The organism is Sphingomonas endophytica (genome assembly GCF_014199415.1).
GTDB lineage: Bacteria > Pseudomonadota > Alphaproteobacteria > Sphingomonadales > Sphingomonadaceae > Sphingomonas > Sphingomonas endophytica.
Genome location: NZ_JACIJN010000001.1, coordinates 319,565 through 345,351, shown reverse-complemented (window position 1 = coordinate 345,351; position 25,787 = coordinate 319,565). Strand labels below are relative to the sequence as shown.

Genomic DNA, 25,787 nt, shown 5'->3' with positions numbered 1-25,787 from the left:
GCAGGCGGGGCGGGCTTTGTCGCCCTTCGTGACCCGAAAAATGTGGATTGCCGCCGAAGTGGCTGGCCGCGCTCGACAAAGCTGCGGCTGAACGTCAGTCTGGCTGCCATAACCAGACCGGGAGTTCGCATGCGCCGTCGCCAGTTCCTTGCCTCCGCCAGCGCCACCGCCGCGCTCGCCGCGCTGCCCCGCGCCGCTGCCGCCGCAACGACGGGGCCGCGCGATGCCGAGCTGCGCGCGTTGCTCGATCGCTTCTTCTACGCACGGCTCGACGAGAGCCCCGAGCAGGCGACCTCGCTGGGGCTCGATACCGGCGCGCGCGCGCCGCTCAAGTCGCGGTGGTCGGATGCGAGCCGTGCCGGGGAGCTGCGCGACTTCGCCCGCGCGCGCGCCGAGCGCGCGGCGCTGCGCGCGATCCCGCGCGACGCGCTCGGCGACGCGGCGCGGCTCGACTATGACATCGTCGCCTACAGCCTCGACCGGATGCTGGCGGGCGAACGCTATGATTTCGGCGCGAGCGCAGGCCGCTACGCGCCTTATGTGCTGACGCAGCTGACCGGCGCGTATCGCGACGTGCCCGACTTTCTCGCCAACCAGCACCGGGTGCGCGACGCCGCCGACGCCGATGCCTATGTCGCGCGCGTCGCCGCCTGGGGGCCGGTGATCGACGCCGAGACCGAGCGCCAGCGCGCCGATGCGGGCAAGGGCGTGTTCGCACCCGACTACATCCTCGACACGACGCTCAGGCAGCTCGCGGCGGTGCGCGACAAGGCGGCCGACGCGACCGGCCCGGTCACCGATCTCGCCGCCAAGCTGAAGGCGGCGAACCTGCCCGCCGATCGCGCCGCAGCGGTGACGAAGCTGATGACCGAGCGCGTGTTCCCGGCACTTGATCGCCAGCGCGCCTTGGTGACCGAGCTGCGCGGGCGCGCGGTGCACGACGCCGGCGTGTGGCGGCTCCCGGACGGCGAAGTCTATTATGCGGCGGCGGCGAGCGCGGCGACGACCACCGACATGACCGGCGACGAGATCCACCGGCTCGGGCTGGCGCAGGTCGGCGAGATCGGCGCGCGGATCGACGGTATCCTGCGCAAGCAGGGGATGGCGCAGGGCACGGTCGGCGAGCGGCTGGTCGCGCTCAACAAGCGGCCGGATCAGCTCTATCCCAACACCGATCCGGGGCGCGAGGCGCTGCTCGAACAGCTGCGCGCGCAGGTTGCGGCGATGGCCAAGCGGCTCCCCGAGCAATTCGCGATCCTGCCGCGCGCGCCGGTCGAGGTCCGCCGCGTGCCCGAGGCGATCCAGGCGGGCGCGCCGGGCGGCTATTACCAGTCGGCGTCGCTCGACGGGTCGCGGCCGGCGATCTACTTTATCAACCTCCGCGATACGTTCGACCGGCCGAAGTTCGGGCTGGCGACGCTCAGCTATCACGAGGCGGTGCCGGGGCATCATCTGCAGGTGATGTCGGCGCTGGAGAGTCAGGACATTCCGCTGATCCGGCGGCGCGGCTTCTATTCGGGCTATTCGGAGGGCTGGGCGCTGTACTCGGAGCAGCTCGCCGACGAGATGGGAATGTATGACGGCGATCCCCTCGGGCAGGTCGGCTATCTGCAATCCCTGCTGTTCCGCGCGACGCGGCTGGTGGTCGACTCCGGGATGCACGCCAAGCGCTGGAGCCGCGAAAAGGCCACCGATTATCTGATCGCCACCACCGGGATCGCGCGCGGGCGCAGCCAGGGCGAGATCGACCGTTACACGGTCTGGCCGGGGCAGGCGTGCAGCTACAAGATCGGCCACACCGTCTGGACGCGGCTGCGCGACGAGGCGAAGCGCAAGGCCGGGACGAAGTGGGATCCGAAGGACTTCCACCGCGTGCTGACGCTCGGCGCGATGCCGCTGACGGTGCTCGAGCAGGTGGTGCGCGAGCGGATGGCGAGCAGCTAATCCGTCGTCGCGAGCGCAGCGAAGCAATCCAGTGCCGCATCAGGACGCCCTGGATTGCTTCGCTGCGCTCGTAATGACGGTCGATCTTTGATCGCAGTCTGCTGGCCAACGTACGTCGCCCCGGATCAAGTCCGGAGCGACGAAACGTTCAGAACCGCACGCGCACGCCGGCGGTGACGCGGCGGCCGTTGTCGACCACCCCGCGCAGCAGGCCGACCGCGGTGTCGTTGTAGATCTTCGCGTTGGTGGCGTTGGTGACGTCGGCGTTGAGCGTGATCATGCGGTTGAGGTCATAGCTCGCCGAGATGTCGAGCTGTCCGTACGACCGCTGGTAATCGCCGTCGCCGAAGGTGCTGATCGGATCGTTCACGAAGCCGTTGCGGTAATTGTACGAGGCGCGGATGCCGAAGCCGGCTTTCTCGTAATAGCCCGCGATATTGTAGCTGCGCGTCGACGCGCCCGAGATCGGGATCGCCGGCTGACCCTGTGTCACCACCACGTCGCCGAGATCGAGATAGGTGAAGTTGCCGAGCACGCCCAGGCCGTCGAGCGCGCCGGGCAGGAAGGTGAACGGCACCTGCGCGCCCAGCTCGAAGCCCTTGATCTTGCTGCTCGCGCCGTTGCGCGGCTGGCGCAACAGGAACACCTGCTCGCGGCTGCCGCCTTCCTCCAGCTGCACGGTCTGCGTCACCGAGGTCGCGGTGTTGACGATGAAGTTCTTCACGTCCTTGTAGAACACCGCCGCCGACAGCAGCCCCGAGCCGGCGAAGTAATATTCGAGCGACAGGTCGACCTGGTTCGACACATAGGGCCGCAGGTTCGGGTTGCGCGCGCTGATCGTGCTGGTGTTCGCATCGACGCTGAGCGTCGGGGAGAGCAGCCCGATGTCGGGGCGGGTCAGCGTGCGCGCCACCGCGCCGCGCACCTTCAGCTGCGGGGTGAGATCGAACGAAAGGTTGGCGCTGGGCAGCCATTCGGCATAGCTGTTGTCGATCGAAACCGGCGTGGTGCCCTGCACGACGGTGATGATCCCGCCGCGCCGCACCAGCAACGTCGACAGGTCCGCGGCATTGCCGTCCGAGGTCTGGTCGGTGCGGACGTAGCGCAGCCCGATATTGCCGTTGAACCGCTCGTCGAGCGCGCGGATGTCGACCTGTCCGTAAGCGGCATAGGATCGCTCGGTGACCTGGAAGTCGTTGGCGAGCTGCGCCTGCGGCGGCGCGAGCGCCAGCATCTCCGAGAGCGGCAGGCGATCGAAGAAGGCGTCGAGGTTCGGCGCGAGATAGGTGCCGAGCGACGACTGGACGAACTTCGAATAATCGACCTGCGACAGGATCGGCGCTGCCGAGGTGCTGCCGCCCTCGACGGTCGGGTTATAGGCCTGCCCCAGCGCATTGGCGAATTGCTGCGAAGTCAGGTTGAAGGTCCGCGAGCTGAATTCGCTCTTGCGGTTGGCGAACATCGCGCCCGCCTTGAGCACCAGCGACGCGTCCGCCAGGTCGAGGTCGCGCGCGATATCGAGCCGGCCGTCGTAATTGCGATCGATGCTCGGCGCGCGATAGGTGCCGCCGACCGCGAGCAGGTTGAAGGTCGACGGATCGAGCGGGTCGTAACCGCGGTTGAAGGCGACGGTCGGCTCGGCACCGAGATTGCCGCCGGTGTCATAGCCGACCCGTGCGCGCGAGTTGATCGCGAAGCCGTAATTGGTCGAGGTGCGGCGCGCTTTGGAGAAGGTGAATTCGGTCGACACCTTCAGCCGGTCGGCAGTCCAGATCCCGCCGATCGCGCCGCTGAACAATTGGTCGTGCGTGTCGATCGGGCGGGTGTCGGCGCGATGGTCGACCCCGTTCGCGTCGAGGGCGGTGAGATAGCCGTCGGCCACGGTGCTGCCGACCACGCCCGCGCCCGGACCCTGGATGTTGGTGAAACGAACCTGATGTTCGTTGTAGATCGAATAGTCCTTGAAGTCCGAGAAGAAGCCGTCGGCGTAGAAGTTGAGCGTGTCGGTCGGCTTGAACTGCAACCCGCCGATCATCGTCGCGCGTTCGAACTTGCCGTCCTGCGCGACGAGGTTGGTGGTGTGGATGAAGCGATACTGGTCGGCGAAGTCGCCATCGAGATTATAGTCGAGCGGCGGGTTGCGCCGCGCCTCGACGCCGTTCTCCGCGCCGTACCCGAGATAGCCTGCCGACAGCACGCGGCGCTTCTCGTAGTTGAAGCCGAAGCTGGCGCCGAAGCGATCGTTGATGACCTTGTTGACGAACAGCGAGGCGTGCGGCGTGACGCGGTTCGGGTTCTCCTCGTAAATCCCTTCGGCGGTGATCGCGACCACGTCGCGACCGGCGTCGAGCGGGCGCGCGACACGGACGTTGACGCTCCCGGCGAGCCCGCCCTCGACCTGTTCGGCGCTCGGCGACTTGATGACCTCGACCGCGCTGACGAAGTCCGACGACAGCGAGGTGAACGAGAAGCTGCGTCCGCCGCCCGGCGTCGCGATCTGGCGGCCGTTATATTGCGTCTGGGTGAAGTTCGGCCCGAGTCCGCGCAGTGCGACGCGGCTGCCTTCGCCCTTGTTGCGGGTGATCTGCACGCCGGTGACGCGTTGCAGCGATTCCGCGAGATTCTGGTCGGGGAAGCGGCCGATGTCCTCGGAGGAGATCGCGTCGACGATGCCGATGTTGTTGCGCTTCAGCGCGGTCGCGTCGGCGAGGCTGCGGCGGATGCCAGTGACGACGATATCCTCGCCCGCGTTGTCGGTCGCGACCGGCTGATCCGGGTTGCCCGGCGTGGCGGCCGGGACGGTCTGCGCCGCCGCGCCGGTGGCAATCGTGAGCGCGAGCAGCGACGCTGCCCCCGCGAAAAGACGCTTGGACATTTCTTCCTCCCTTGTGAAACCGCTGCGCCTGTGGCGCGCAGTCGGCAGTGATGGTCGCCGCGCTCAGCCGGCGCCGGTGTGCAGAATGATCCGGTCCCCGGCGCGCGCGCGCAGCCGCAGCCCGGCCGCCTCGCTGCGCAGCGGCACCGCGCTTCGCCCGTTGCGGGCCGCGCGGACGCGCCGCCCGGCGGGCAGCCGCACCAGCACCTCGCCGTCGCGCGCGAAGTGCAGCGTGGCTTCGTCGAGCCCGCCGCCGCTCCAGCTTTGGTCGACGGTCACCCCGCCGCGCGCGCGCAGCCCGCGGACGCTGCCGTCGCGCCACGCCGGGGGCAGCGCGGGGAGCAGGGCGATCGCCCCATCGTGGCTCTGCACCAGCATCTCGGCGATCGCGGCGGTAATGCCGAAGTTGCCGTCGATCTGGAAGATCGGGCCCTTGTCGGACGGGTGGGTGTCGAAGAGATTGTCGAGTGTGCTCGACTTGAAGAACGCGTCGATCGAGCGACCCGAGCGCGCGGCGTCGCCCATCCGTGCCCAGATGCAGGTCGCCCAGGCGCGGCTCCAGCCGGTCTGCGCGCCGCCATTGTCCTCGCGGCGCTGCATCGATGTCGCCACCGCCTGCGCCCATTTCGGGGTGCGGCGCGGGGTGAACTCGTCGCCGGGATAAAGCGGGTAGAGGTGCGAGATGTGGCGGTGGCCGGGCTCGTTCTCCGCGAACTCGCGCGACCATTCAAGCAGCTCGCCATGGCTGCCAATGCGATAGGGCTCCAGCCGCTCTACCAGCCCGCGCAGCTTCGTGGCAAACGCCGCATCGGTCTCCAGCAGCGCGGCGGCGGCGATGCAATTGGCGAACAGCTCGCGGATCAGCGCGAGATCCATCGTGCAGCCGGCGCTGATCGACGCCTTTTTGCCGTCCGGCGCGAGAAATTCATTCTCGGGCGAGATCGACGGCGCGGTGGTCAGTCGGCCGCTGACCGGATCGGCGACCAGCCACGCGGCGCAAAATTCGGCAGCGCCGCGCATCAGCGGCCAGGCGCGGGTGCGCAGGAAGACGAGGTCGCCGCTAAAGGTATAATGCTGCCACAGGTGCTGCATCAGCCACGGACCGCCCATCGGCCAGTTCGCCCACACCGGGGTGGCCTCGCCTTCGCCAACCGGATTGGCCATCGCCCAGACGTCGCTGTTATGGTGGAGGCACCAGCCGGGCATGCCGTAATAGCCGCTCGCAACCGTGCGCCCGCGCACCGCGACGCTGTCGAGCCAATCGAACAGCGCGGTGTGGCAATCGGCGAGATTGGCCACTTCCGCGGGCCAGTAGTTCATCTCGGTATTGATATTGGTGGTGTGGTTGCTGCTCCACGGCGGGCGCACCTCGGCGTTCCAGATGCCTTGCAGGTTCGCGGGCTGCGACCCCGCGCGCGAACTGGCGATCAGCAGATAGCGGCCGAAGTGGAAGAGCAACGCGGCAAGTCCGGGGTCGCTGGCGCGCTCGTTGCCGGCGCGGCGCTGCGCGGTGGTGCCGGTCGGGCCGGCCAGCGTCAGCGCGGCGCGGCGGTACAGCGACCGGTGATCGGCGATATGCGCGGCCCGCAGCGCGGCATGGCCTTGCCCGCGCGCGGCGGTGAGCGCCGCGACCGCCTTGGCCTCGATCGTGGCGATCGGCAGGTCCGGGGCCTGGTCGAAGCGGCGGAAGCCGGTCGCGGCGGCGATGCGGATCTCGACGCTGCGCGCGCCCTTCACCATGATCCGGTCGTTCGACGACGTCGCGCTGCCCCCGTCGGTCGCGATCTCGGCGACCGCGGCGAACATCATCCCCTTGCCGGCGGCGTCGTCATAGCGGATCGGCTCGGCGACCTTCTGGTAATTGGGCGCGGCATAGGCGGGCGCCTTGCCGTGGAGCACCAGCCGGTTGCCCGCGGCGGTGGCGGTGCCGCGCAGCAAGGTCGAGAGCGACAGCTCGGCATCGATCGTTCCGCCCTCGGCGGTCAGCCGGATCACCACCAGCTGCGCGGGATGCGAGACGAACATCTCGCGCCGGTAACGCGTAGCGCCGCGACGATAGGAGACGCCGATCAGCGCCTGATCGAGGTCCAGCTCGCGGCGGTAGTCCGCGACCGTCCCGCCGCCCGTCATCGCGATCGTCAGGTCGCCGAGCGGCGCATAGCTGTTCGAATACGGTCCCTGCATCCGCTTGGCGCGGTCGTCGGCGGCATGATAGTCGCCCGCCAGCGCCGCGGCGCGGACGCCCGGCAGCGCGGCTTGCGCCTGCGGGTTGGCGTTGGCGGTGGGAAAGCCCGACCAGAGCGTATCCTCGTTGAGCGAGACGATCTCGCGCTCGGTGCCGCCGCGGACCATCGCGCCGAGCCGGCCGTTGCCGATCGGCAACCCCTCGACCCAGCGCGTCGCGGGCGAGTCAAACCAGAGGCGATGCGCATCATCGGGGGCAACCGGCTGCGCGCGCAGCGGCAGACCGGCCAGCCCGCCGACGGAAACCGCAGCCGCGCCGCCACCCAGCACCCCGCGTCGGGTCAGATCGGCTGACATCCCCACCTCCATTTGCTTATATGAAAGTCTCTCTATGCAGATGATAGTGACGTAAGTTGATCGATGATGGAAGAGTGAAAATTCAGTGCGTTGATGAAAATTGCCGGTGACTAATATGGATTGCAAGGGATTGAGGGTTGCTCGATCGTAAGCATGGTCTCATATATGAAAGCACGATCAAGGAGGGGGACGTTCGTCATGCGCGCCATTCTGTGCCGCGAGCCATTTGCGCTCAAACGCGTCGAACGCAGCGCGCCGATCGCCGCGCCCGACGAGGTGCTGGTGCGGATGCGCCGCGTCGGGCTGTGCGGGACCGATTATCATATCTTCGCGGGCAATCAGCCATTCCTCTCCTATCCACGCGTGATGGGGCACGAACTGGCCGGCGAGATCGCGGCGGTGCCGGAGGGTTCGGCGCTGCGCGTCGGGCAGCGCGTCACGATCAATCCCTATCTGGCGTGCGGCACCTGCGTGGCGTGCCGCAAGGGCAAGCCCAATTGCTGCACGCGGATCGCGGTGCTCGGCGTCCATAAAGATGGTGGGATGCAGGACGTGATCGCGGTGCCCGAGCGCGCGGTGATCCCCGCCGACGACCTGACGCTTGAACAGGCGGCGATGGTCGAGTTTCTCGCGATCGGCGCGCATGCGGTGGCGCGCGCGCAGCTGTCGCCCGGCGACCGCGTGCTGGTGGCGGGGGCGGGGCCGATCGGCATCGCGGTGTCGCTGTTCGCGCGTCTCGACGGCGCGCGGGTGACGATCATCGACACGCGTAGGTCGCGGCTCGAATATGCGCGCACGCGGCTGGGGTTCGAGGAGGTCGTGACCGTCGACGACACGATCCGCGACACGCTGGCGGCGCGCACCGACGGCGACTTCTTCGACTGTGTGTTCGACGCCACCGGCAACATCCAGGCGATGCGCGCCGGGCTCCACTATGTCGCGAATGGCGGCAGCTATGTGCTGGTGAGCGTCGTCCCGGACGACCTTATCTTCGCCGATCCCGAATTCCACCGCCGCGAGACGACGCTGATCGCGAGCCGCAACGCCCTGTCGGGCGACTTTGCGCGCGTGCTCGCCGCGATCCGCAGCGGCGACATACCGACTGACGCGCTGCACACCCACAGCGTCGACGCCGACGACCTGCCCGAGCGCATGCCGCGGTTGATCGCCGAGGCGGACCATGTTCTGAAGGCGATCGTGACGTTCTGACGACGCAAGGGCGCGACGACCCGGCGCAGCGAAAAAGAGGATGACGGCAAATGGCGTGGCAAGGCTCCCCTCCGCTGGAGGATATTCCCCGCACGACCGAGGCGCCCGCGCCGGGCGGGGCGGGGCGCTGGGTGCCGGCGCTCGTCATCACCACCTCGCTGTTCTTCCTGTGGGGAATGGCGAACAACCTCAACGACATCCTGATCGCGCAGTTCAAGAAGGCGTTCACCCTCTCCGATTTCGGCACCAGCTTCGTCCAGCAGGTGTTCTATCTCGGCTATTTCGTGTTCGCGATCCCCGCGTCGATCGTGCTGCGCCGCTTCGGCTACAAGGCGGCGATCATCACCGGCCTGCTGCTCTACGGCATCGGCGCGTTACTCTTCTATCCGGCGGCGGCGATCAGCGCCTATCAATTGTTCCTGTTCGCCTTGTTCGTGATCGCCGCCGGGCTGGCGTTCCTCGAGACCTCGGCCAATCCGCTGATGACCGAACTCGGAGACCCGGCGACCGCGACGCGGCGGCTCAACTGGGCGCAGGCCGCCAATCCGTTCGGTGCGATCACCGGCATCCTGATCGGTCGCAACTTCATCCTCTCGGGGATCGAGCATGACGAGGCGACGCTGGCCGGCATGAACGCCGCCGCGCGCGAAGCCTTCTACCGCAACGAGGTGCAGGCGGTCGCGACCCCCTATCTGGCGATCGCGGCGATCGTGCTGCTGTTCGCCGTCGCCGCCGCGCTGACGGCCTTCCCGCGCAACACCGCGGTGCGCGATGTGCCCGAGCAGGCCAAGACGCAGCGCTTCGCCGACCTGCTGCGCCATCCGCGGCTGATCGGCGCGGTGATCGCGCAATTCTTCTACGTCGGCGCGCAGGTCGGGCTGTGGAGCTACACGATCCGCTATGCGCAAGGCGCGCTCGGCTGGAACGAGCGGCAGGGCGCGGACATGTTGTTCGTTTCGCTGCTGCTGTTCGCGGGCGGACGGTTCGTCGGCACGACGCTGATGACGTGGATCGCCCCGGCGCGGTTGCTCGCGATCTTTGCGACCGTTTCGGCGCTGCTCGCCGCCGCCGCGGCACTGGTCGGCGGGACGATCGGGCTCTACGCGCTGGTGACGACCAGCTTCTTCATGTCGATCCAGTTTCCGACGATCTTCGCGCTTGGCGTGGAGACGCTCGGGCCGCTGCGCCGGCTCGGCTCGTCGCTGATCATCATGGCGATCATCGGCGGCGCGGTGCTGACCGGGGTGATCGGCTTCGTCTCGGATCGCGCCGGGATCGCGGCGGCGATGCTGGTGCCGGCGGCGTGCTTCCTCGTGGTGCTGACCTATGCGGTCCGCGCCCGCGCGCGAGCCTGACGCCGGTGGCGCGCGCGCGCAAACAGGCCGACGCGGACGGCGAGGCGCGGCCGAAGCAGACCACCTATGCCGCGCCCGCGCTGGAGAAAGCATTCGAGATCCTCGACCTGCTCTCCGCCTATCCGCAGGGCGCGCTGGTCACCGACATGGCAGCGGCGCTCGGCCGTTCGGTGGGCGAGCTGTTCCGGATCGTGGTGGTGATGGAGCAGATCGGTTATCTGCAACGCTCGCCGGTCAACGACCGCTATACCGTCTCCTACAAGATCCTCGACCTCGCCTATCGCGCGACCCCGGCGCAGAACCTCACGCGCGCGGCGACTCCCGAGATGCAGCAACTTGCCGCCGAGACCGAGCAGTCCTGCCACTTCGTCGTTCCGAACGGTGCCTTTGGGCTGGTGATCGCGCGCGAGGAAAATCCGGGGATGCGTGGCTTCGCGCTGCGACTGGGCGCGGCGATCGACATGATCCGCAGCTGTTCGGGGCAGGTGCTCTTGGCCTTCTCCTCGCCGCAGCGCGTGAAGCGGATCGTCGCGCAGGCCGCGGCGGCTCAGGGCAAGCCGCTCGACATGGACTGGCTCGAGGAGCGGCTGGCGATCGTGCGGCGGCAGGGGTTCGACCGGCGGCAAAGCCCGGTGACTCAGGGCGTGACCGACGTCAGCTATCCGGTGTTCGCGTTCAGTGGCGAGATCGTCGGTGCGCTGACCGTGCCGTACCTTGAACTGATCGACGGGTCGCAGCGCGTGAAGCTGGATGCCGTCGACGGGCTGTTGCAGGCGGCGGCGGCGCGCATCTCGTTGACGCTCGGACATCATCCGGCGGGCTGACAAGGACAGGCCATGACACGAACGCCGCGTATCGACGCGCATCATCACCTTTGGCGCTACGATGCGGAAGCGTTCGGCTGGATCGATCCCGCCAGCGCGATCGCGCGCGATTTCGATACCCATGCGCTGACCGCCGCGCTTGCGTCGCGCGAGATCGACGGCGCGATCACGGTACAGGCGCGGCAGGTACCCGACGAGACGCGGATGCTGCTCGACGCCGCGGCGCGCTGTCCCGCGATCCGCGGCGTGGTCGGCTGGATCGATCTGCGCGCCGAGGACATCGCCGCGCGATTGGCGGCGGAGGCCACGCCGCTGCTGGTCGGCTATCGCCACGTCGTCCAGGACGAACCCGACGCCGGCTTCCTGCTCGACGACGCGTTCGTGCGCGGGGTGCGTGCCGTCGCCGCGCAGGGGTTGCGCTACGATCTGCTGGTCGATCATCGGCAGCTCGCGACGGTGCCCGTGTTGCTCGACCGGGTCGGGGAGGGGCGCTTCGTGCTCGACCACGCCGCCAAGCCCGCGATTGCGGCGGGCGGGTGGCAGCCGTGGGCGGAGCGCCTGGCGGCGGTCGCGGCGTGTCCGGGGGTGATGTGCAAGGTGTCGGGGCTGGTCACCGAGGCCGATCACGCGCGCTGGATCGCCGACGATCTGGAGCGCTACCTCGACCATGTCTTCGCGCTGTTCGGGCCGGCGCGGCTGATGTGGGGATCGGACTGGCCGGTCTGCCTGCTCGCCGCCGAGTATGGCGCGGTGCACGACGTGATCGCCAGTTACGTGGCGCGCCACTGCCCGAGCGCGGCCGATGGCATCTTCGGCGGCCATGCACTCGCCTTCTACGGGGTTGAGATGCGATGATCGTCCAGTTCGGCACCAGCCGCTTTCTGCAGGCGCACGTCGACCTGTTCGCTTCCGAGGCGCGAGACGCCGGTCAGGACGTGCCGGGGATCACGATCGTCCAGACCACCGACGATCCGGTCCGGGCGCGACGGCTCGCGGCCTTCGCGGACCCGGCCGGCTTTCCGGTGATCGTCCGCGGGCTGGAAGACGGCGCGGCGGTCGAGCGCACGCTGCGGGTGCGCAGCGTGGTCGGCGGGTTGCAGGCGCATGCCGATGCCGACGCGCTCCGCACGCTGCTGACCGGCCCCGCGACGCATGTCGTATCGAACACCGGCGATGTCGGCTTTCGGGACGGATCGTTCGTCGCGATCCTGCTTGCGGGACTGTACGCGCGCTGGCAGGCCGGCGCGGCGGGGCTGACGCTGCTGCCGTGCGAACTGGTATCGCGCAATGGCGACGAGTTGCGCGCCGCGGTGATTGCGGCGGCGGAGGGGCGCGAGCCGGCGTTCGTGGCATGGCTTGGCGAGGAATGTCGCTGGGTCAATACGCTCGTCGACCGGATCGTCAGCGCCCCGCTCGAGCCCGCAGGCGCGGTCGCCGAGCCTTATGCCTTGTGGGCGATCGAGCGGCAGCCGGGGCTGACGCTGCCGTTCACGCATCCTGCGATCGTGCTGACCGACGATCTGGGGCCGTTCGAACGCCTCAAGCTGCACATCCTCAACCTCGGGCATAGCTGGCTGGCGGAGCGCTGGCAGGCGGCGGGAGCGAGAGCGGGCACGACGGTGCGCGAAGCGCTCGACGATCGGGCGACGCGCGCGGCGCTGGACGAAGTGCTGACGCAGGAGGTCATCCCCGGTTTCGCGGCGCGCGGACTGGAGAACGAGGCGCGCGGCTATGCGGCCACCACGATCGAGCGCTTCGCCAATCCCTATCTCGATCATCTGCTGCGCGACATCCACGCGCATCATGCGCAGAAGGTGGAGAAGCGCATCGCCGCCTTCGTGCGCTGGGTCGATGAGGGGGCGGTGCAACCGCCGGCCATGCCGAGGCTCCGCGCGCTGGCGGCGCGCTACGACGTATAGGCCTGACCGACACACACCGGGCACCCGCCACTTCCGCTTTCCCGGACTCTACTTGGGGATGCGGCATTTTCTTGGCGGGGTATGATAACTGCAGCTTGATCCGTCATCGCGAGCATAGCGAAGCAATCCGGAGCCGGATCAGGACGCCCCAGATTGCTTCGCTGCGCTCGCAATGACGGACGGGATGTTTGACCTCTTTTCCGAATGGTCGAGCTTGCCAGGACGAAGCGGGGCCCCGGGACGACGGCGAAGGGCGAGCGACTTGCCTACCGCCCTTCCTTGCGCGACCCTTGCGCGGATGGAGCCTGCCCACCCCGATCGCCGCCGCTTCGATCGCCGCGCGCTGCTGACGCTCGGCGCGGCGGGAGCGGCTGGCTGGGCGGTCGGTCGCGTGCTGTCACGCACCGCGCCGGTCGGGCGCGACGTGCGGGCGTCGGGCGCGGTGGCGGCGATCCTCGACGATCCCGACGCACCCGCGATCGGTCCGGCGAACGCCTCGCTGCGGCTTGCGGTGTTCAGCGACTATCGCTGCCCGGCGTGCCGCCACGGCTTTCCGGCGCTGGGCGAGGCGGTGGCGGCCGACGGCGACGTGCGGCTGTTGTTCAAGGACTGGCCGATCTTCGGCGCACCCTCGATCCGGGCGGCGCGCGTCGCGCTCGCGAGCGTGCCGCAAGGCATCTACCCGGCACTGCACCGCCGGATGATGACCGCGCCGGGCGCGTTCGACCCGGCGCACCTGCGCGCTGCAGTCAGCGGGGCAGGGGGTGACTGGATCCGCCTGCTTGCCGACCTGTCCGCGCAGCGGGAGCGGATCGACGCGCAGCTGCGACGACATGCTTCGGAGGCGGGGTCGATCGCGCTGCCGGGAACACCGGGCTATCTCGCCGGATCGCTGCTGACGGTCGGCGCGATCGACGCGTCGGCGTTTGCGCGGCTGTTCGCGGCGGCGCGGAAGGCGGCGTGAGCGGCGGTCAGAACGTCACCGCATCCGCGCTTTTCTCGGGCCGGATGTAGATCGACTTCAGCTGCGGCAGTGCGGTGCGCAGGTCGCGCTCGATCGTCTCGATCAGCGTCTCGGCCGCGCCCATCGACAGGTCGTCGTCGAAATCGGCGCTGATCGCCGCGAACACCATCTCGGGCGCGGTATGCACCGTGCGGACATGGTTGACTGCGACGATCCCCGGATGCGCGGCGACGATCGCGCGCGCGCGGGCGATCACCGCCGGGTCGGCGCGCTCGCCGATCAGCAGGCCCTTCGCCTCGCGCGCCAGCAGCACCGCCACCGCGGCGAGCAGCGCTCCGATCACGATCGAGGCGACGCCGTCCAGCCGCGGGTCGTTGAAATAATGGCTGCACCACACGCCGATCGCTGCCACCACCAGCCCGATCAGCGCCGCGCTGTCCTCGAACAGCACCATGAACCCGGCCGGGTCTTTCGATTCGTGGATCGCGTCCCACCAGCCCAGCTCGCCGCGCGTCTGGTCGAACTCGCGCATCGCGATCGTCCACGATGCGCCCTCCATCAGCGCGGCGATGCCGAGCACGATGTAATTGACGAGCGGATCGGAGAGCGGCGCGGGCTCGATGATGTGGAGATAGCCTTCGTAGATCGACACCCCGGCGCCGATCGCGAAGATCAGGATCGCGACCACGAACGCCCAGAAATACAGCTCGCGGCCATAGCCGAACGGGTGCGCGGCATCGGCAGGGCGGCGCGCGCGGCGCTGGCCGTAGAGGAGCAGCACCTGATTGCCGCTGTCGACCACCGAGTGGACGCCCTCGGTCAGCATCGACGACGAGCCGGTGATCGCCGCCGCGACGAACTTGGCGACCGCGATGCCGAGGTTGGCGGCCAGGGCGCCGAACAGCACGATATTGTCGCGCCAGCCTTTTTTGTTCGTCTCGCTCACGCCGTCTCCTTCATTGCGTAGCGAGACGCGACGGAACGTCGCAGGTTCCTCAATCCCGCCGTCCCGTGCCGCTCCAGCGTGCGCTGCGCGCGACCGCGCGGCGCAGCACGCGCGACAATTGCTCGATCGAATAAGGCTTGTGGAGCAGCTCGAACCCGTGCTGCCAGTTTTCGGCGAGCACATGCGCATAGCCGCTGGTCAGCACGATCGGCAGCGCGGGATGGTTCTGGCGGATGCGGGTCGCGCATTCGACGCCGTTCATTCCCGGCATCACCACGTCGGAGAAGACGATGTCGAACCGTGCCGCATCGGTTTCCAGCATTGCCAGCGCGTCCTGCGCATTGGTCGCCAGCACGCTGCGATAGCCAAGTTCGTTGAGCGCGCTGGTCGCGAAACGCCCGACCTCCTCATTGTCCTCGATCAGCAGCACATACGCGCCCTGGCCATCGGCGGGGCCGTCGTCGGCGATCTGTTCGGCGGCGACACGCCCTTCGCTGACGCGCGGCAGGTACAAAGTGAAAGTGGTGCCGCGCCCGGCCTCGCTGGCGACGCTGATGTCGCCGCCGGATTGCTTGGCGAAGCCGATTACCTGGCTCAGCCCGAGCCCGGTGCCCTTGCCGACCTCCTTGGTGGTGAAGAACGGCTCGAAGATATGCGGCAACGCCTCGGGCGCGATCCCCGCGCCGTCGTCGATCACCGAAACCGACAGGAAGTCGCCGCTGATCCCATGATGCCCGCGCAACGACGGGATTTCCGGGACCAGTGCGACCGCGATGCGCAGCGTGCCCTGGCCGTCCATCGCGTCGCGCGCGTTGATCGCGAGGTTGACGAGCGCGGTCTCGAACTGGCTGCGGTCCACCTCGGCGAGGCATGGCGTCGCGGGCGCCTCGACATGCAGCGCGACGCGGTTGCCGATCAGCGTCTGCACCATCTCGCCGATCTCGCCGACCGCCACCCCGATGTCGAGCAATTCGGGCGTCAGCGCCTGGCGCCGCGCGAACGCCAGCAACTGTCCGGTCAGCTTGGCGGCGCGCGACGCGGTTTCGCTGATCGCCTCGATATAGCGGTCGCGCTTCTCGGGGAGCAGGTCGGGGCGGCGCAGCAGCTCGACCGAGCCACGAATGATCGTGAGCAGGTTGTTGAAATCGTGTGCGACCCCGCCGGTCAGCTGCCCGATCGCCTCCATCTTCTGCGCTTGGCTGAGCTGTTCGCTGGTGCGCTTGAGCTGTTCCGCGGCTTCCTTGGCGTCGGTGATGTGGCGGCCGATCGCGAACACCTCGGTTTCGCCGGGGGCGGCAACCCATTGCAGCCAACGATAGCTGCCGTCCCGATGGCGGAAGCGCGTCTCGAACGTCGGCATCGTCCCGGCCTGCGCCGCCGCCAGCGCCTCGACCGCGGCGGGCAAATCGTCGGGATGGACCAGCGCCAGCGCCTCGATCCCGATCAATTCCTCAGGCCGATAGCCGAGGATCTCGGTCCATGCCGGGTTGACCGCCAGATAGCGGCCGTCGGGCGCGACCACCACCATCAGGTCGGGCGAGGCGTTCCACATCCGGTCGCGCTCGGCGGTGCGCCGCGCGACCTGCCGCGCGAGATCGGCGTTGAGCGTCACCAGTTCCGCGCGGCTTTCGGTGAGTGCCCGGTCGGCAAGCACGCGCTGGGTCGTCTCGTTGGTAAAGATGAACAGGCCGGCGTTGCCACCGTGCTCGTCGAGCACGCGCGAATAGGAGAAGCTCCACCACGTCTCCGCCGCGCCGCGATCGGTGGCGAGCTTCCACGGCAGGTCGACGAACCGCTGGCTGCGCCCGGCGAAGGCGTCGTCGACGATCGGGCGTGCCTGCTCCCAGGCATCGGCCCAGACCTCGCGCATCGGCGTGCCCATCGCCCAGTCGAGCCGCGGGCCGAGCAGCGGAAAATAAGTCTCGTTGAAAAAGAAGAACAACTCGCCGGCATCCCAGCACAGGATCATCGACTCGGGTGAATTGAGCAGCAGGCTCAGCGCGGTCTTCAACGGGCCTGGCCAGCGATCGGGCGGGCCGAGCGGGTGATCGCGCCAGTCGCGTGCCAGGATCAGCCGCGTCGCCGCGCCGCCTCCGGCCAGAAAGCCGAGCCCCGGCGGGAGATCGTCGGACGGGGGCAAAGGAAGATCGGTCATGGTTTCCGGAAGCTGGGCGGTCAGATAACGAGCGACCTAGCTTGATGATCCCGGTCAAGAAAGGTGGATGGCGGCAGCCGCGTGCTGATGGGCTCGGCAGCCGGAGCGCTGCGCGCGACCAACGGCATAGCGCGCGGAAACCCGCTGCGCGTTCGTCACGTTGTGCTGCGCGGCCCGGATCGTTTCCGCGCCGCGGGACAGGTGGAGCGAGCAGCGATGAAGACCAGTGGCAACACGATCCTGATGACGGGCGGCGGGAGTGGTATCGGCGAAGCGCTGGCGCATCGCTTCCATGATCGCGGCGACACGGTGATCATCGCGGGTCGTCGTCGCGAGGCGCTTGAAACGGCCGCCGCCGGGCGTGAACGCATCCATGTCCGCACGGTCGATGTCGAGGACGCGGCGGGCGTCGCGGCGTTCGCCGCGGCGATCGTCGCCGACTTCCCCGAACTGAACGTGCTATTCAACAATGCCGGGATCATGAAATACGAGGACCTGACCGGGCGTCGCGATCTGGGCGATGCCGAAGCGACCGTGGAGATCAACATCCTCGGCCCGATCCGGCTGACCGACGCGCTGATCGATCATCTCGTCAAGCAGCCCGACGCCGCGATCGTCACGGTCACCTCGGGGCTGGCGTTCGTCCCGCTGGTGGCAGCGCCGACCTATTCGGCGAGCAAGGCGGCGATCCATTCGTACACCGTGTCGCTGCGGACCCAGCTGGAGGGCAAGGTCGAGGTCATCGAGCTGGCGCCGCCGGGGGTGCAGACCGACCTGACGCCGGGGCAGTCGAACCGGCCGGGCTACATGCCGCTCGAGGCGTTCGCGGATGCCGTCGCCGCGCAGTTCCTCCAGCAGCCGACCCCGCGCGAGATTCTCGTCGACGAGGTCCAATTCCTGCGACAGGCGGAACGCGAGGGGCGCTTCGACGAGACGCTCAAAACGCTGACCGAGCGGGCTGCGCAGCAACGCGCCGCCGGCGGCGAATAGAAGCGCGCCGCCCCGCGCGGCGCGCGACGTCGGTGGCGGCGCTCAGCGCGTCCGCGCGGTGTCGCGCTTGATGAGCCACGGCGCGGACCGCGCGGCGCTGCCGGCCGGGACGGCCCGGGTAGCCGTCGCCGTCGCCGCGGGCGCGCCGGCGGCCAGCCCGAACCAGTGCGGCCGCTCCACCGCAACGAGCAGGGCCAAAAGGCTGGAGCCGAGTCCGAACCATGCCGAAAGGCCACGCAACGTCATCAAGAACCTCTTTCCCGGTCGGGGGCGGCGGCCAATTGGAAAAATCGGCCGGTCAGCAATCATTATAGGGCCCGCGCACGAGCCGGGTGTCGCTCTTCAATGACAAATGCTTGCTGAAATAAGGTTAATGCGGCGAATGCCTTGATCCGGCTCAGACCATCGGCGCATTGACTGTCCGCGTGGAGCGTGGATAACCGACCTCAAGATAGTGGCGGGTTGGGGAGAGGACATGAGCCAGGCTCACGCAGGTCGCGGGCGCGAGGCGTCGCGATGATTGATCGTCGCGAGACGCTGGTCGCGATGGTGGCGGCATTCGGCGCGAGTGCGTTCGCGCCGCTCGCGCGCGCCGTCGCCTATCAACCCAATCCCGTCATCAATACCGGGTCGCCCGCGCCGGTGTTCAACGCCGCGCAGCGCGCGCTGGTCGCGGCGCTCAGCGAGCGCGTGATCCCGACCACCGACACGCCGGGCGCGATCACCGCCGGCGTACCGGACTATATCGAGCACATGCTAGGCGACTGGGCGATCGACGACGAGCGTGCCACGATCTTCGGCGGCCTCGCGGCGATTGACGCGCGGAGCATGGCCGATTACCGCGTCCCCGCGGTCAAGGCGACCGCCGCGCAGCAGGATGCGCTGCTGACGCTGGCGATGAACGACAAGCTGCCCGGCGCGACCGATTTCTTCCCGGCGTTCAAGCAGCTGGTGCTCACCGGCTATTACACGTCCGAGGTCGGGATCACCAAGGAGCGTGAATATCTGCCGGTCCCCGGCGAGTATGACGGCGCTTACCCCTATGCGAAGGTCAAGCGCATCTTCTCGTCCTGACACGACCGACGCGCGCCACCGCGCGGCGCCTTTCCCCGAACCTCCTGACGGCGGGCTTACAAGATCATGGCAGCTACAGATCGTTTCGACGCAATCGTCATCGGCTCCGGCATCAGCGGCGGCTGGGCGGCGAAGGAGCTTACCGAAAAGGGCCTGCGTGTCCTGATGGTGGACCGCGGCCGAATGGTCGAACATGGCGAGGATTATCCGTTCGACGGCAAGTCCGTCTACGAAACCCCGGCGCGCGACAAGATGCCGGCGGCGCTCGCCAAGCGTGATTATTTCGCGCTCAACGGCTGGGTGTCGCCCGCCACGCAGCCGTTCTTCATCAACGATCGCCTCAACCCCTACGATTATGACGCGCCCAACAAGTTCAACTGGGTCCGCCCGTCGGTGGTCGGCGGCAAGTCGCTGACCTGGGGCCGCTGGAGCTTCCGCTGGGCACCGACCGATTACGAGGCGAACAAGCGCGAGGGCGTCGGGGTCGACTGGCCGATCCGCTATGACGACGTCGCGCCGTGGTACAGCTATGTCGAGAAGTACATCGGCGTGTCGGGCGGCAAGGAAGGGCTGGACTACCTTCCCGACAGCGAGTTCATGCCGCCGTTCCCGATGAACGTCGCCGAGAAGTGGCTCAAGGGCCGGCTCGAGGGCGAGTTTCCGGGGCGCAAGCTCATCAACGCGCGGCTCAGCAACATCACCGAGGACAAGCCCGAGCAGAACCGCACGCGCTGTCAGAAGCGCTCGCAATGCAGCCACGGGTGCAGCTTCGGCGCCTATTTCTCGACGCAGGCCGTCACCCTGCCGGCGGCGCGCGCGACCGGACGGTTGACGCTGCGCTCCGACACCTGGGTGACCAACCTCGAATATGACCCCGCGAAGAAGCGCGTCACCGGGGTGCGGATGGTCGACGCCAAGACCGGCCGCGCCGAGGTGGTGCCGGCGCGCATGGTGTTCCTGTGCGCCTCGGCGATGAGCTCGCTTCACGTCCTGCTCAACTCGCGCCCCAAGGACAGCGAGCGGAGCTGGTTCCACTCCAACGGAGCGCTGGGCAGCGCGGTGATGGACCATATCTTCCGCGTCGGCGTGTCGGGCGACATTCCCGGCATGACCGACCTGATCGAATATGGCCGGCGGCCGGGCGGCGTGTACGTCCCGCGCTTCCGCAACCTCGTGACCGAAGAGCTGCCGTTCAAGCGCGGCTATGGCTATCAGGGGCAGGCGTTCCGGCAGCCGGCGATGGTCGACGGCTTCGGTGCCGACATGAAGCACGGGATGCGCGAATATGGCCCGTGGCGCTTCTCGATGGGCGCGTTCGGCGAATGCCTGCCGTACGACGACAACCGCGTGATGCTGAACTTCAACAAGACCGACCGCTTCGGCACGCCGCTGCTCCGCTTCGACGTGACGTTCCGTGACAATGAGATCAAGATGATGGACGACGCGCTGGAGCAGGGGCAGCTGATGCTGCGCCGCGCCGGGCTGACCAACGTCAAGGGCGGGCGCGGCAAGCACGTCCCCGGCGAGGCGATCCACGAGATGGGCGGCGCGCGGATGGGGCGCGATCCAAACACGTCGGTGCTCAACGGCTGGAACCAGGCGCATGACGCGGCCAACCTGTTCGTCACCGACGGCGCGCAAATGGCGTCGGTGTCATGCGTGAACCCGTCGCTCACCTTCATGGCGATGACCGCGCGCGCCGCCGACCGGGCGGTGGCGCAGATGAAGGCGGGGGTGATCTAGGTGTTCGGTCCCGGCATCCCGCGCCCGATCCGGGATGCCGCTTTCTCCCCCGATCCAAAGGACGAAGGACGTGATAGCTGCGGCGTCCTCCGGGCGACCGCCGCGCCTCGTTAATCGAAAATTCTGCTTTGATGCCCCAATAAGCGACGCGAACTTTTAGATTGAAACACGATTGCGGCCCTGTATCGGCCGTCCGGGGGGACCGGCCGATGGCGGGTGGCCATGGCTGCTACGCCGCGGCTCCCCCTGTTGCCGGAGACGCGTCGCCTTGAAGTGGGTTTTCCTGTTGCTCCTGCTGGGCCTGTGCCCCGCACTGGCCTCGTCCGCCCGCAAGGCGCGCTACCAGCCGGCGTTCGCCTTCGCGATGGGCTTCGCGCCGTTCCTGCTCAGCCTGTGGCATCTGTATGTCGCCCCGGTATCCTTCCCCTATTGGCCCGGCCACACCAAGGGGATCGAGGTATCGGTCATCGACGCGCTGGCGGTGGCGATCCTGATCGGGACGCCGCGCCGCAAGAAGCGCGCACCGCTAATCTGGCTGTTCATCAGCTACACCGTCCTCACCGCGCTCAGCGCGGCCTGGGCGATCGACAAGCTGGCGGCGCTTGGCTATGCGGCGCAGCTCGTCAGGATGTTGCTCGTGTTCCTCGCGGCGCGACGGCTGGCGGCCAATCCCCACGCCTACAAGGCGGCGGTTGCGGGCGGCGTGGCTGCCTTGTGCGTCGAGCTCTTCTATGCCGTGCAACAGCATCTGGAAGGCGTGTTGCAGCCCGGCGGAACGCTGGGAGCGCAGAACCTGCTCGGGCTGATGACCAATCTTGTCGGCATTCCGGCGCTGTCGCTGTTGCTCGCCAATGTCCGCGGCTGGCAGTCGAAGGTCGGGCCGCCGGTCGCGCTCGCGATCGACGTGCTCACCGCGTCGCGCGCCACGCTCGGTTTCGGCGCAGCGGGTATGGGCGCGCTGTTGCTGATCTCCAGCAAATGGCGGTGGACCGCGCGCAAGGCGATGGTGTTCGGCCTCGCCGGCGTCGCTGCGCTGGCGCTCACCCCGGTGGCGATCACCACGATCGGCAAGCGCGTGAACTCGAACAACGTCGAGAGCAGCAATGCCGAGCGCGAAGCGTTCAAACAGGCGGCCTGGATGATCATCAAGGATTATCCGGCCGGGGTCGGCGCGAATTGCTATGTCGTCATCAGCAACATCGGCAATTATGCGTCGCGCGCGGGCGTCAACTCGATGTCCGGCAGCCGCGCGACCAACGTGCATGACAGCTACCTGCTCGTGACCGCCGAAACCGGGATGATCAGCGCGATCGTGCTGGTGCTCTTCATCGGTGGCGGGGTGCTGAAGATCATCCGGACCGCGTTCCAATACCGGAAGGACAAACGCGGCGACTATCTGCTCGGGATCGGCATGTCGCTGCTGACCGCCGGGCTGCACCTCAAATTCGAGTGGGCGTTCGTCATGTCGCCGGTCCAGTACCTCATGTTCCTGTTCCTGGGGCTCGGCGTCGGGCTTTCCGAGCAGGTCGGCGCTGATGCCGAGGCGGAGCGGCGCGCGAAACGTGCGGCGCAGCGCGAGGCCGACGAGCCAGCCGATGATGCGGCGGGGCGGCCGGTCGCGATCTGAGCCGGAGCCGCAAGCGGGCGCGGCGACTGGTCGCCATCGTCGATGGGCGGCGGCCCGCCGAGCCGGATCGGACCGGATGTTCCCGCTCTCGCCGACCGCACCTGACCTGTGCGAGATCGCCGGGGCGCTGTCTCAATCGTCATCAAGGACGATATCTCTGCCGATCCGGGACATGGGCCGTTAGCGCATTCGCCGGTCATAACCGATGATCCGCATCGAGAGCTTCTCTAAATAGCTGTCGGCGGCGGTGCGCCGCGGAAACGCTACAGCACAGCCTGACTGGATCGACGCGCTGCTGCTGGTGAGCCGCGAGCATCTCGCGCTCGATCGACATCCCGCCGAAAGCCCTGCCGGCGGGTGAACCAGCTTACGAGACAGAGCTATAAAGGTCGGTAATAATGGTCGGGGAGACAGGATGGGAATGTCCCGACCATATTGACACAGGATTGACCACGAGTCGCGGTTTTATGCGGGTTTCGGACTCCACTTGCTACAGCAATCGTGCTACGAGTTGCTACAGCACTTGCACGGAAAGCCGCTTTCTATGTCCCTTTCAACCTACCTCGTTCAGCGCGGCGCGCGCGGCACGTGGCAGCTTCGCGTTCCCATTCCACGCGCCCTTCATGCTCCCGGCAAGCCCAAGGAGCGGGTGAAGTCGATGGGCACGACTGACCGCCGGATTGCCTCTGACCGCGCACTGGCGGTGCTGGACGAATGGAAGCGGGAGTGGGCGACCGCACGGGGTGAGGTAGTTGCTATGCCGGCAGGGCTCTTGCGCCCAACCAGTGACGTGAGTGTCCCCGCGCTGGTGCTGGCGCAGCATGAAGCATTGTTGCAGCGGCTTGAAGATCAACGCCGCGCTCTCCCGGCGGATGATGAAGCGCAGGACGCGGAGATGGCGAAGCGGGCGGCGGACCTTCGACGACTTACCCGCCGGCATGCTGATGGTGACGACGCGAGCTTCCGGGCGATGGCGGATCGCATGATTAGTGCGCGTTCGCTTCCGATCGTGTCCGGCACGACCGAGTATGAGGCACTGGTCGCAGGTTTGGCGGAAAGCGCCATTGAAGCGTTGGCCATCCACCAACGCCGCTATTCCGGCGAGTTAGACGTCGAGCCTCGAAGTGCACTTATCCGGGAGGAACGTCAGCGGAAGGCTGATAAGGCGAAGCCGGGTGAGACGTTGCTGGAATTGTTCGATCGCTACGCCGAGCAGCGCCTTGCCGAAGGCCGCAAGCGCGACGACACCCTTAAGCAAGACCGCAAGGTTATCGAGCAGTTCGCCGCGTTCGTCGGGACCGATCGCGCCATCACGTCGATCAAGCCGGAGCACGTTCGCGATTACCGCGACACGTTGCGCCAGCTACCGCCCAAATGGCGCGACAGGGCCGATATGCGCGGCCTGTCGATGCGGGAAGCGGCTGCGAAAGCTCGATTGGCTGAAATGCCTCGCACGGCACTCTCGACGGTCAACAAGCACCTGTCGACCATATCGCCTTTGTTCGCTTGGCTCATCAAGGAGCGCTGGGACTTGTCGAACCCGTGCAACGGGTTGTTCCACGACAAGGTGCGCGGCAAAAACCCGCGCCCGCCGCTCGGGACGGATCGCCTCAACAAGGTTCTGGCATCACCTCTGTTCAGCGGGTTTGAGGCGGACGGCAAAGAGCATCGTCCCGGCGAGGTTTGCTCGAACGATTGGCGGTATTGGATACCCTTGCTTTGCTTGTTCACCGGCATGCGCATCGGCGAGGCGGCGCAGCTTCGGGCGGAGGACGTGTCAAAGCACGACAGCGGCGCGTGGGTTATCGACATCCAGCATGCACCAGCGAAGGGGCAGACCACTAAGTCCGGGCAATCGCGTGCGTCGGTCGCGCACACCAAGCTCGTTGAGCTGGGGTTTGTGAAATTTGTGGAAGAACGCCGGAAGGCCGGCGGCGACAGCAGGTTGTTCCCGGAGCTGGTGGCAAACGATCGTGACCAGCTCGGGGCCGAACCCTCTGCGTTCTGGCGTGACTACCTGACCCGCATCGGCGTCAAGTCAGGCGCTGATGGCTTGGGCGCGCATAGCTTCCGCCACGAGCTGGCAGACCGGCTCCGGGTCGAGGTCGGGCTGGTTGATGACCAGATTGCCGTTGCGCTGGGGCATGACCAGAAAAGCACGACCGCCGGGTATGGCGCTGTGCGGCAGGGTACGGTCCGCTTCCTCGCGCCGGTGATTGTGCAGGTGCGTTTTGATGGGGTCGAGTTCGGGAACGGAGGTTTGCTCCTCTAGTTCACCCCGTTCAATAACGCGTCGTTGATTTTCTGGCGACTTTGGGATATTCTTACGAATAGAAAAATCCCCGCCGGATCAACCGGCGGGCGAGTTTGTCTTTAGGAAAGATCACCAGATGATGAAAACCAATGATCGCCAATAATATAGCGTACATCCACCGTGACGGCAAGCATGTTCCGCGTGTTCAAACCTACCGCAATCGTAAAGAGGCTCTTCTTTGCCGCGAGGTAACTATCGATGCCACTGGAGACATCAGCCACAAGCCGATTGGTAAGCTCGCATGCTTCGCCAGCCCAATTGAGTATCTTCGCGGAGAGTTCGACCGGCGATTGACCTATAAGGGCGAGGAAGGGCCGCCGCGCTGGTGTGCGGGTTGCCCCTCTCGACAAGCGTGCGGCACCTTCGCCGAGCAGCGTATGGAGATGGATGCCGGCATCGCTGCAAAGCGAGCCGCGTGGATAGCAGCCACTCAGCGGCTGGGCGGCACCGAGCGGTATGAGCATCCTACCTTCACCGAGTTTGCGACTGCGTGCGCGGAACGCGGCTGGCGCTCCGACAATGAGGATGCATTGGCTTGGCAGCGTGCGGAAGACGCGAAGCGTAAGCGCAAGCAGCGTGCGCAACAGAGCCGAACGACGAAGCTGGCTAAAACGGCCACTCCGACCGCGCTGGCGGCGCTAAGTGACGAGCGTGATCGGCGTCATGACGCGCTTATGAGTGCCGCGCGGTCGGCGGGCGCACCGACTTGGTTGCGTAACCTCTCTGATCGCATGATCGCTGTCACTTGCGATGTATGGCAGGTCCGGGAGGCGATGGAGGGCAGGGGCGGACGCGAGATCACCGGCGGTGACGTTATGCGTGCTTTGGTTGCGCTAGGCCGCGATCACGGCATGTCCCCTACATCCTTGCGACCTCGGGTGAATGAGGCAATCTCTCGCGTTGCGAGATTGGAGGAGCAGGGGTCTGTGTGGGCGGTGTTCTTGCCCGCCGATGAGCCAATTCCACCCCGTTCACCCGGACAATTTTTGAACGGAGTGATTTTCGAGATTTTGGATGAAGACGCTTGATCGGAGTCGCGTTAATCCGCCATTTTTACCCCGTTCGAAACGTGTGTCGTCAAAAATTTCTTAAAACATTTGACGACACAGATGGGGGTGTTTTTGCCTTCGAGCGAAGCGAGAGACGAAGCAAGCCGTCGCAACGCGACGGCGTAGCTTATCGTCACGCCGAAGGCGTGGCGATAGGCGTTGCGATAAATAGATAGCTGATACGGTTACCCTCCCTTCGGTCGGGTAATCAGCTCGCCGTCACTTCGTGACAGCTCGCTTATTTCTTGAGGTTTCAGG

General features: G+C 67.2%; 18 protein-coding genes. 13 read left to right on the top strand and 5 right to left on the bottom strand.

The genetic code is table 11. From position 1 onward, the window contains the following. The first annotated feature begins 129 nt into the window (after positions 1–129). On the top strand, positions 130–1,944 hold the full coding sequence (locus FHS97_RS01540) for a DUF885 domain-containing protein (protein WP_184032656.1): 1,815 nt from the start codon (positions 130–132) through the stop codon (positions 1,942–1,944). 148 nt (positions 1,945–2,092) lie between these two features. On the opposite strand, the gene FHS97_RS01535 is transcribed toward FHS97_RS01540, so the two are convergent. Together FHS97_RS01535 and FHS97_RS01530 are read right to left on the bottom strand one after the other, a co-directional pair. Then, positions 2,093–4,819: a TonB-dependent receptor gene (locus FHS97_RS01535; protein WP_184032654.1), complete on the bottom strand. Its 2,727-nt coding sequence runs from the start codon at positions 4,817–4,819 to the stop codon at positions 2,093–2,095. Positions 4,820–4,882: 63 nt separating this feature from the next. Further along, positions 4,883–7,360 carry a glycoside hydrolase family 95 protein gene (locus FHS97_RS01530; protein ID WP_184032653.1) on the bottom strand — a complete coding sequence of 826 codons (2,478 nt, stop codon included), beginning with the start codon at positions 7,358–7,360 and terminating at the stop codon, positions 4,883–4,885. A 198-nt stretch (positions 7,361–7,558) separates the two neighbouring features. On the opposite strand from FHS97_RS01530, the gene FHS97_RS01525 reads away from it, so the two are divergent. The 6 genes from FHS97_RS01525 (at position 7,559) to FHS97_RS01500 (ending at position 13,631) form a co-directional block, all read left to right on the top strand. After that, positions 7,559–8,569 carry a zinc-binding alcohol dehydrogenase family protein gene (locus FHS97_RS01525; RefSeq protein WP_184032652.1) on the top strand — a complete coding sequence of 337 codons (1,011 nt, stop codon included), beginning with the start codon at positions 7,559–7,561 and terminating at the stop codon, positions 8,567–8,569. 50 nt (positions 8,570–8,619) lie between these two features. Next, positions 8,620–9,924 (top strand): L-fucose:H+ symporter permease, encoded by a 1,305-nt coding sequence (gene fucP / locus FHS97_RS01520; protein ID WP_184032651.1) that lies wholly within the window; start codon positions 8,620–8,622, stop codon positions 9,922–9,924. Positions 9,925–9,929: 5 nt separating this feature from the next. Then, positions 9,930–10,748: an IclR family transcriptional regulator gene (locus FHS97_RS01515; RefSeq protein ID WP_184032650.1), complete on the top strand. Its 819-nt coding sequence runs from the start codon at positions 9,930–9,932 to the stop codon at positions 10,746–10,748. A gap of 12 nt (positions 10,749–10,760) precedes the next feature. Next, positions 10,761–11,603: an amidohydrolase family protein gene (locus FHS97_RS01510; RefSeq protein WP_184032649.1), complete on the top strand. Its 843-nt coding sequence runs from the start codon at positions 10,761–10,763 to the stop codon at positions 11,601–11,603. Then, positions 11,600–12,667 (top strand): mannitol dehydrogenase family protein, encoded by a 1,068-nt coding sequence (locus FHS97_RS01505; protein ID WP_184032648.1) that lies wholly within the window; start codon positions 11,600–11,602, stop codon positions 12,665–12,667. The genes FHS97_RS01510 and FHS97_RS01505 overlap by 4 nt, the downstream gene beginning before the upstream one ends. Positions 12,668–12,965: 298 nt before the next feature. Next, positions 12,966–13,631 carry a DsbA family protein gene (locus FHS97_RS01500; RefSeq protein ID WP_184032647.1) on the top strand — a complete coding sequence of 222 codons (666 nt, stop codon included), beginning with the start codon at positions 12,966–12,968 and terminating at the stop codon, positions 13,629–13,631. Positions 13,632–13,638: 7 nt separating this feature from the next. Here the strand turns inward: FHS97_RS01500 and FHS97_RS01495 are convergent, their stop codons facing one another. Then, positions 13,639–14,577: a cation diffusion facilitator family transporter gene (locus FHS97_RS01495; RefSeq protein WP_184033073.1), complete on the bottom strand. Its 939-nt coding sequence runs from the start codon at positions 14,575–14,577 to the stop codon at positions 13,639–13,641. A gap of 49 nt (positions 14,578–14,626) precedes the next feature. Further along, positions 14,627–16,732, bottom strand: a complete 2,106-nt coding sequence (locus tag FHS97_RS01490; RefSeq protein ID WP_184032646.1) for a hybrid sensor histidine kinase/response regulator — start codon at positions 16,730–16,732, stop codon at positions 14,627–14,629. Between the two features lie 216 nt (positions 16,733–16,948). On the opposite strand from FHS97_RS01490, the gene FHS97_RS01485 reads away from it, so the two are divergent. Then, positions 16,949–17,722 carry an SDR family oxidoreductase gene (locus FHS97_RS01485; RefSeq protein ID WP_184032644.1) on the top strand — a complete coding sequence of 258 codons (774 nt, stop codon included), beginning with the start codon at positions 16,949–16,951 and terminating at the stop codon, positions 17,720–17,722. A 42-nt stretch (positions 17,723–17,764) separates the two neighbouring features. Here the strand turns inward: FHS97_RS01485 and FHS97_RS01480 are convergent, their stop codons facing one another. Then, positions 17,765–17,968 carry a hypothetical protein gene (locus FHS97_RS01480; protein ID WP_184032643.1) on the bottom strand — a complete coding sequence of 68 codons (204 nt, stop codon included), beginning with the start codon at positions 17,966–17,968 and terminating at the stop codon, positions 17,765–17,767. 270 nt (positions 17,969–18,238) lie between these two features. On the opposite strand from FHS97_RS01480, the gene FHS97_RS01475 reads away from it, so the two are divergent. The 5 genes from FHS97_RS01475 (at position 18,239) to FHS97_RS01455 (ending at position 25,508) form a co-directional block, all read left to right on the top strand. Continuing rightward, complete coding sequence (locus FHS97_RS01475; protein WP_184032642.1) at positions 18,239–18,796, top strand: gluconate 2-dehydrogenase subunit 3 family protein; 558 nt, start codon at positions 18,239–18,241, stop codon at positions 18,794–18,796. A gap of 66 nt (positions 18,797–18,862) precedes the next feature. Beyond that, on the top strand, positions 18,863–20,539 hold the full coding sequence (locus FHS97_RS01470; protein WP_184032641.1) for a GMC oxidoreductase: 1,677 nt from the start codon (positions 18,863–18,865) through the stop codon (positions 20,537–20,539). Positions 20,540–20,807: 268 nt separating this feature from the next. After that, positions 20,808–22,166, top strand: coding sequence for an O-antigen ligase family protein (locus FHS97_RS01465; protein WP_184032639.1), 1,359 nt, complete (start codon positions 20,808–20,810; stop codon positions 22,164–22,166). A 544-nt stretch (positions 22,167–22,710) separates the two neighbouring features. After that, positions 22,711–24,438 carry a tyrosine-type recombinase/integrase gene (locus FHS97_RS01460; RefSeq protein WP_184032637.1) on the top strand — a complete coding sequence of 576 codons (1,728 nt, stop codon included), beginning with the start codon at positions 22,711–22,713 and terminating at the stop codon, positions 24,436–24,438. A 131-nt stretch (positions 24,439–24,569) separates the two neighbouring features. Continuing rightward, positions 24,570–25,508 (top strand): hypothetical protein, encoded by a 939-nt coding sequence (locus FHS97_RS01455; RefSeq protein ID WP_184032635.1) that lies wholly within the window; start codon positions 24,570–24,572, stop codon positions 25,506–25,508. Positions 25,509–25,787: the final 279 nt, after the last annotated feature.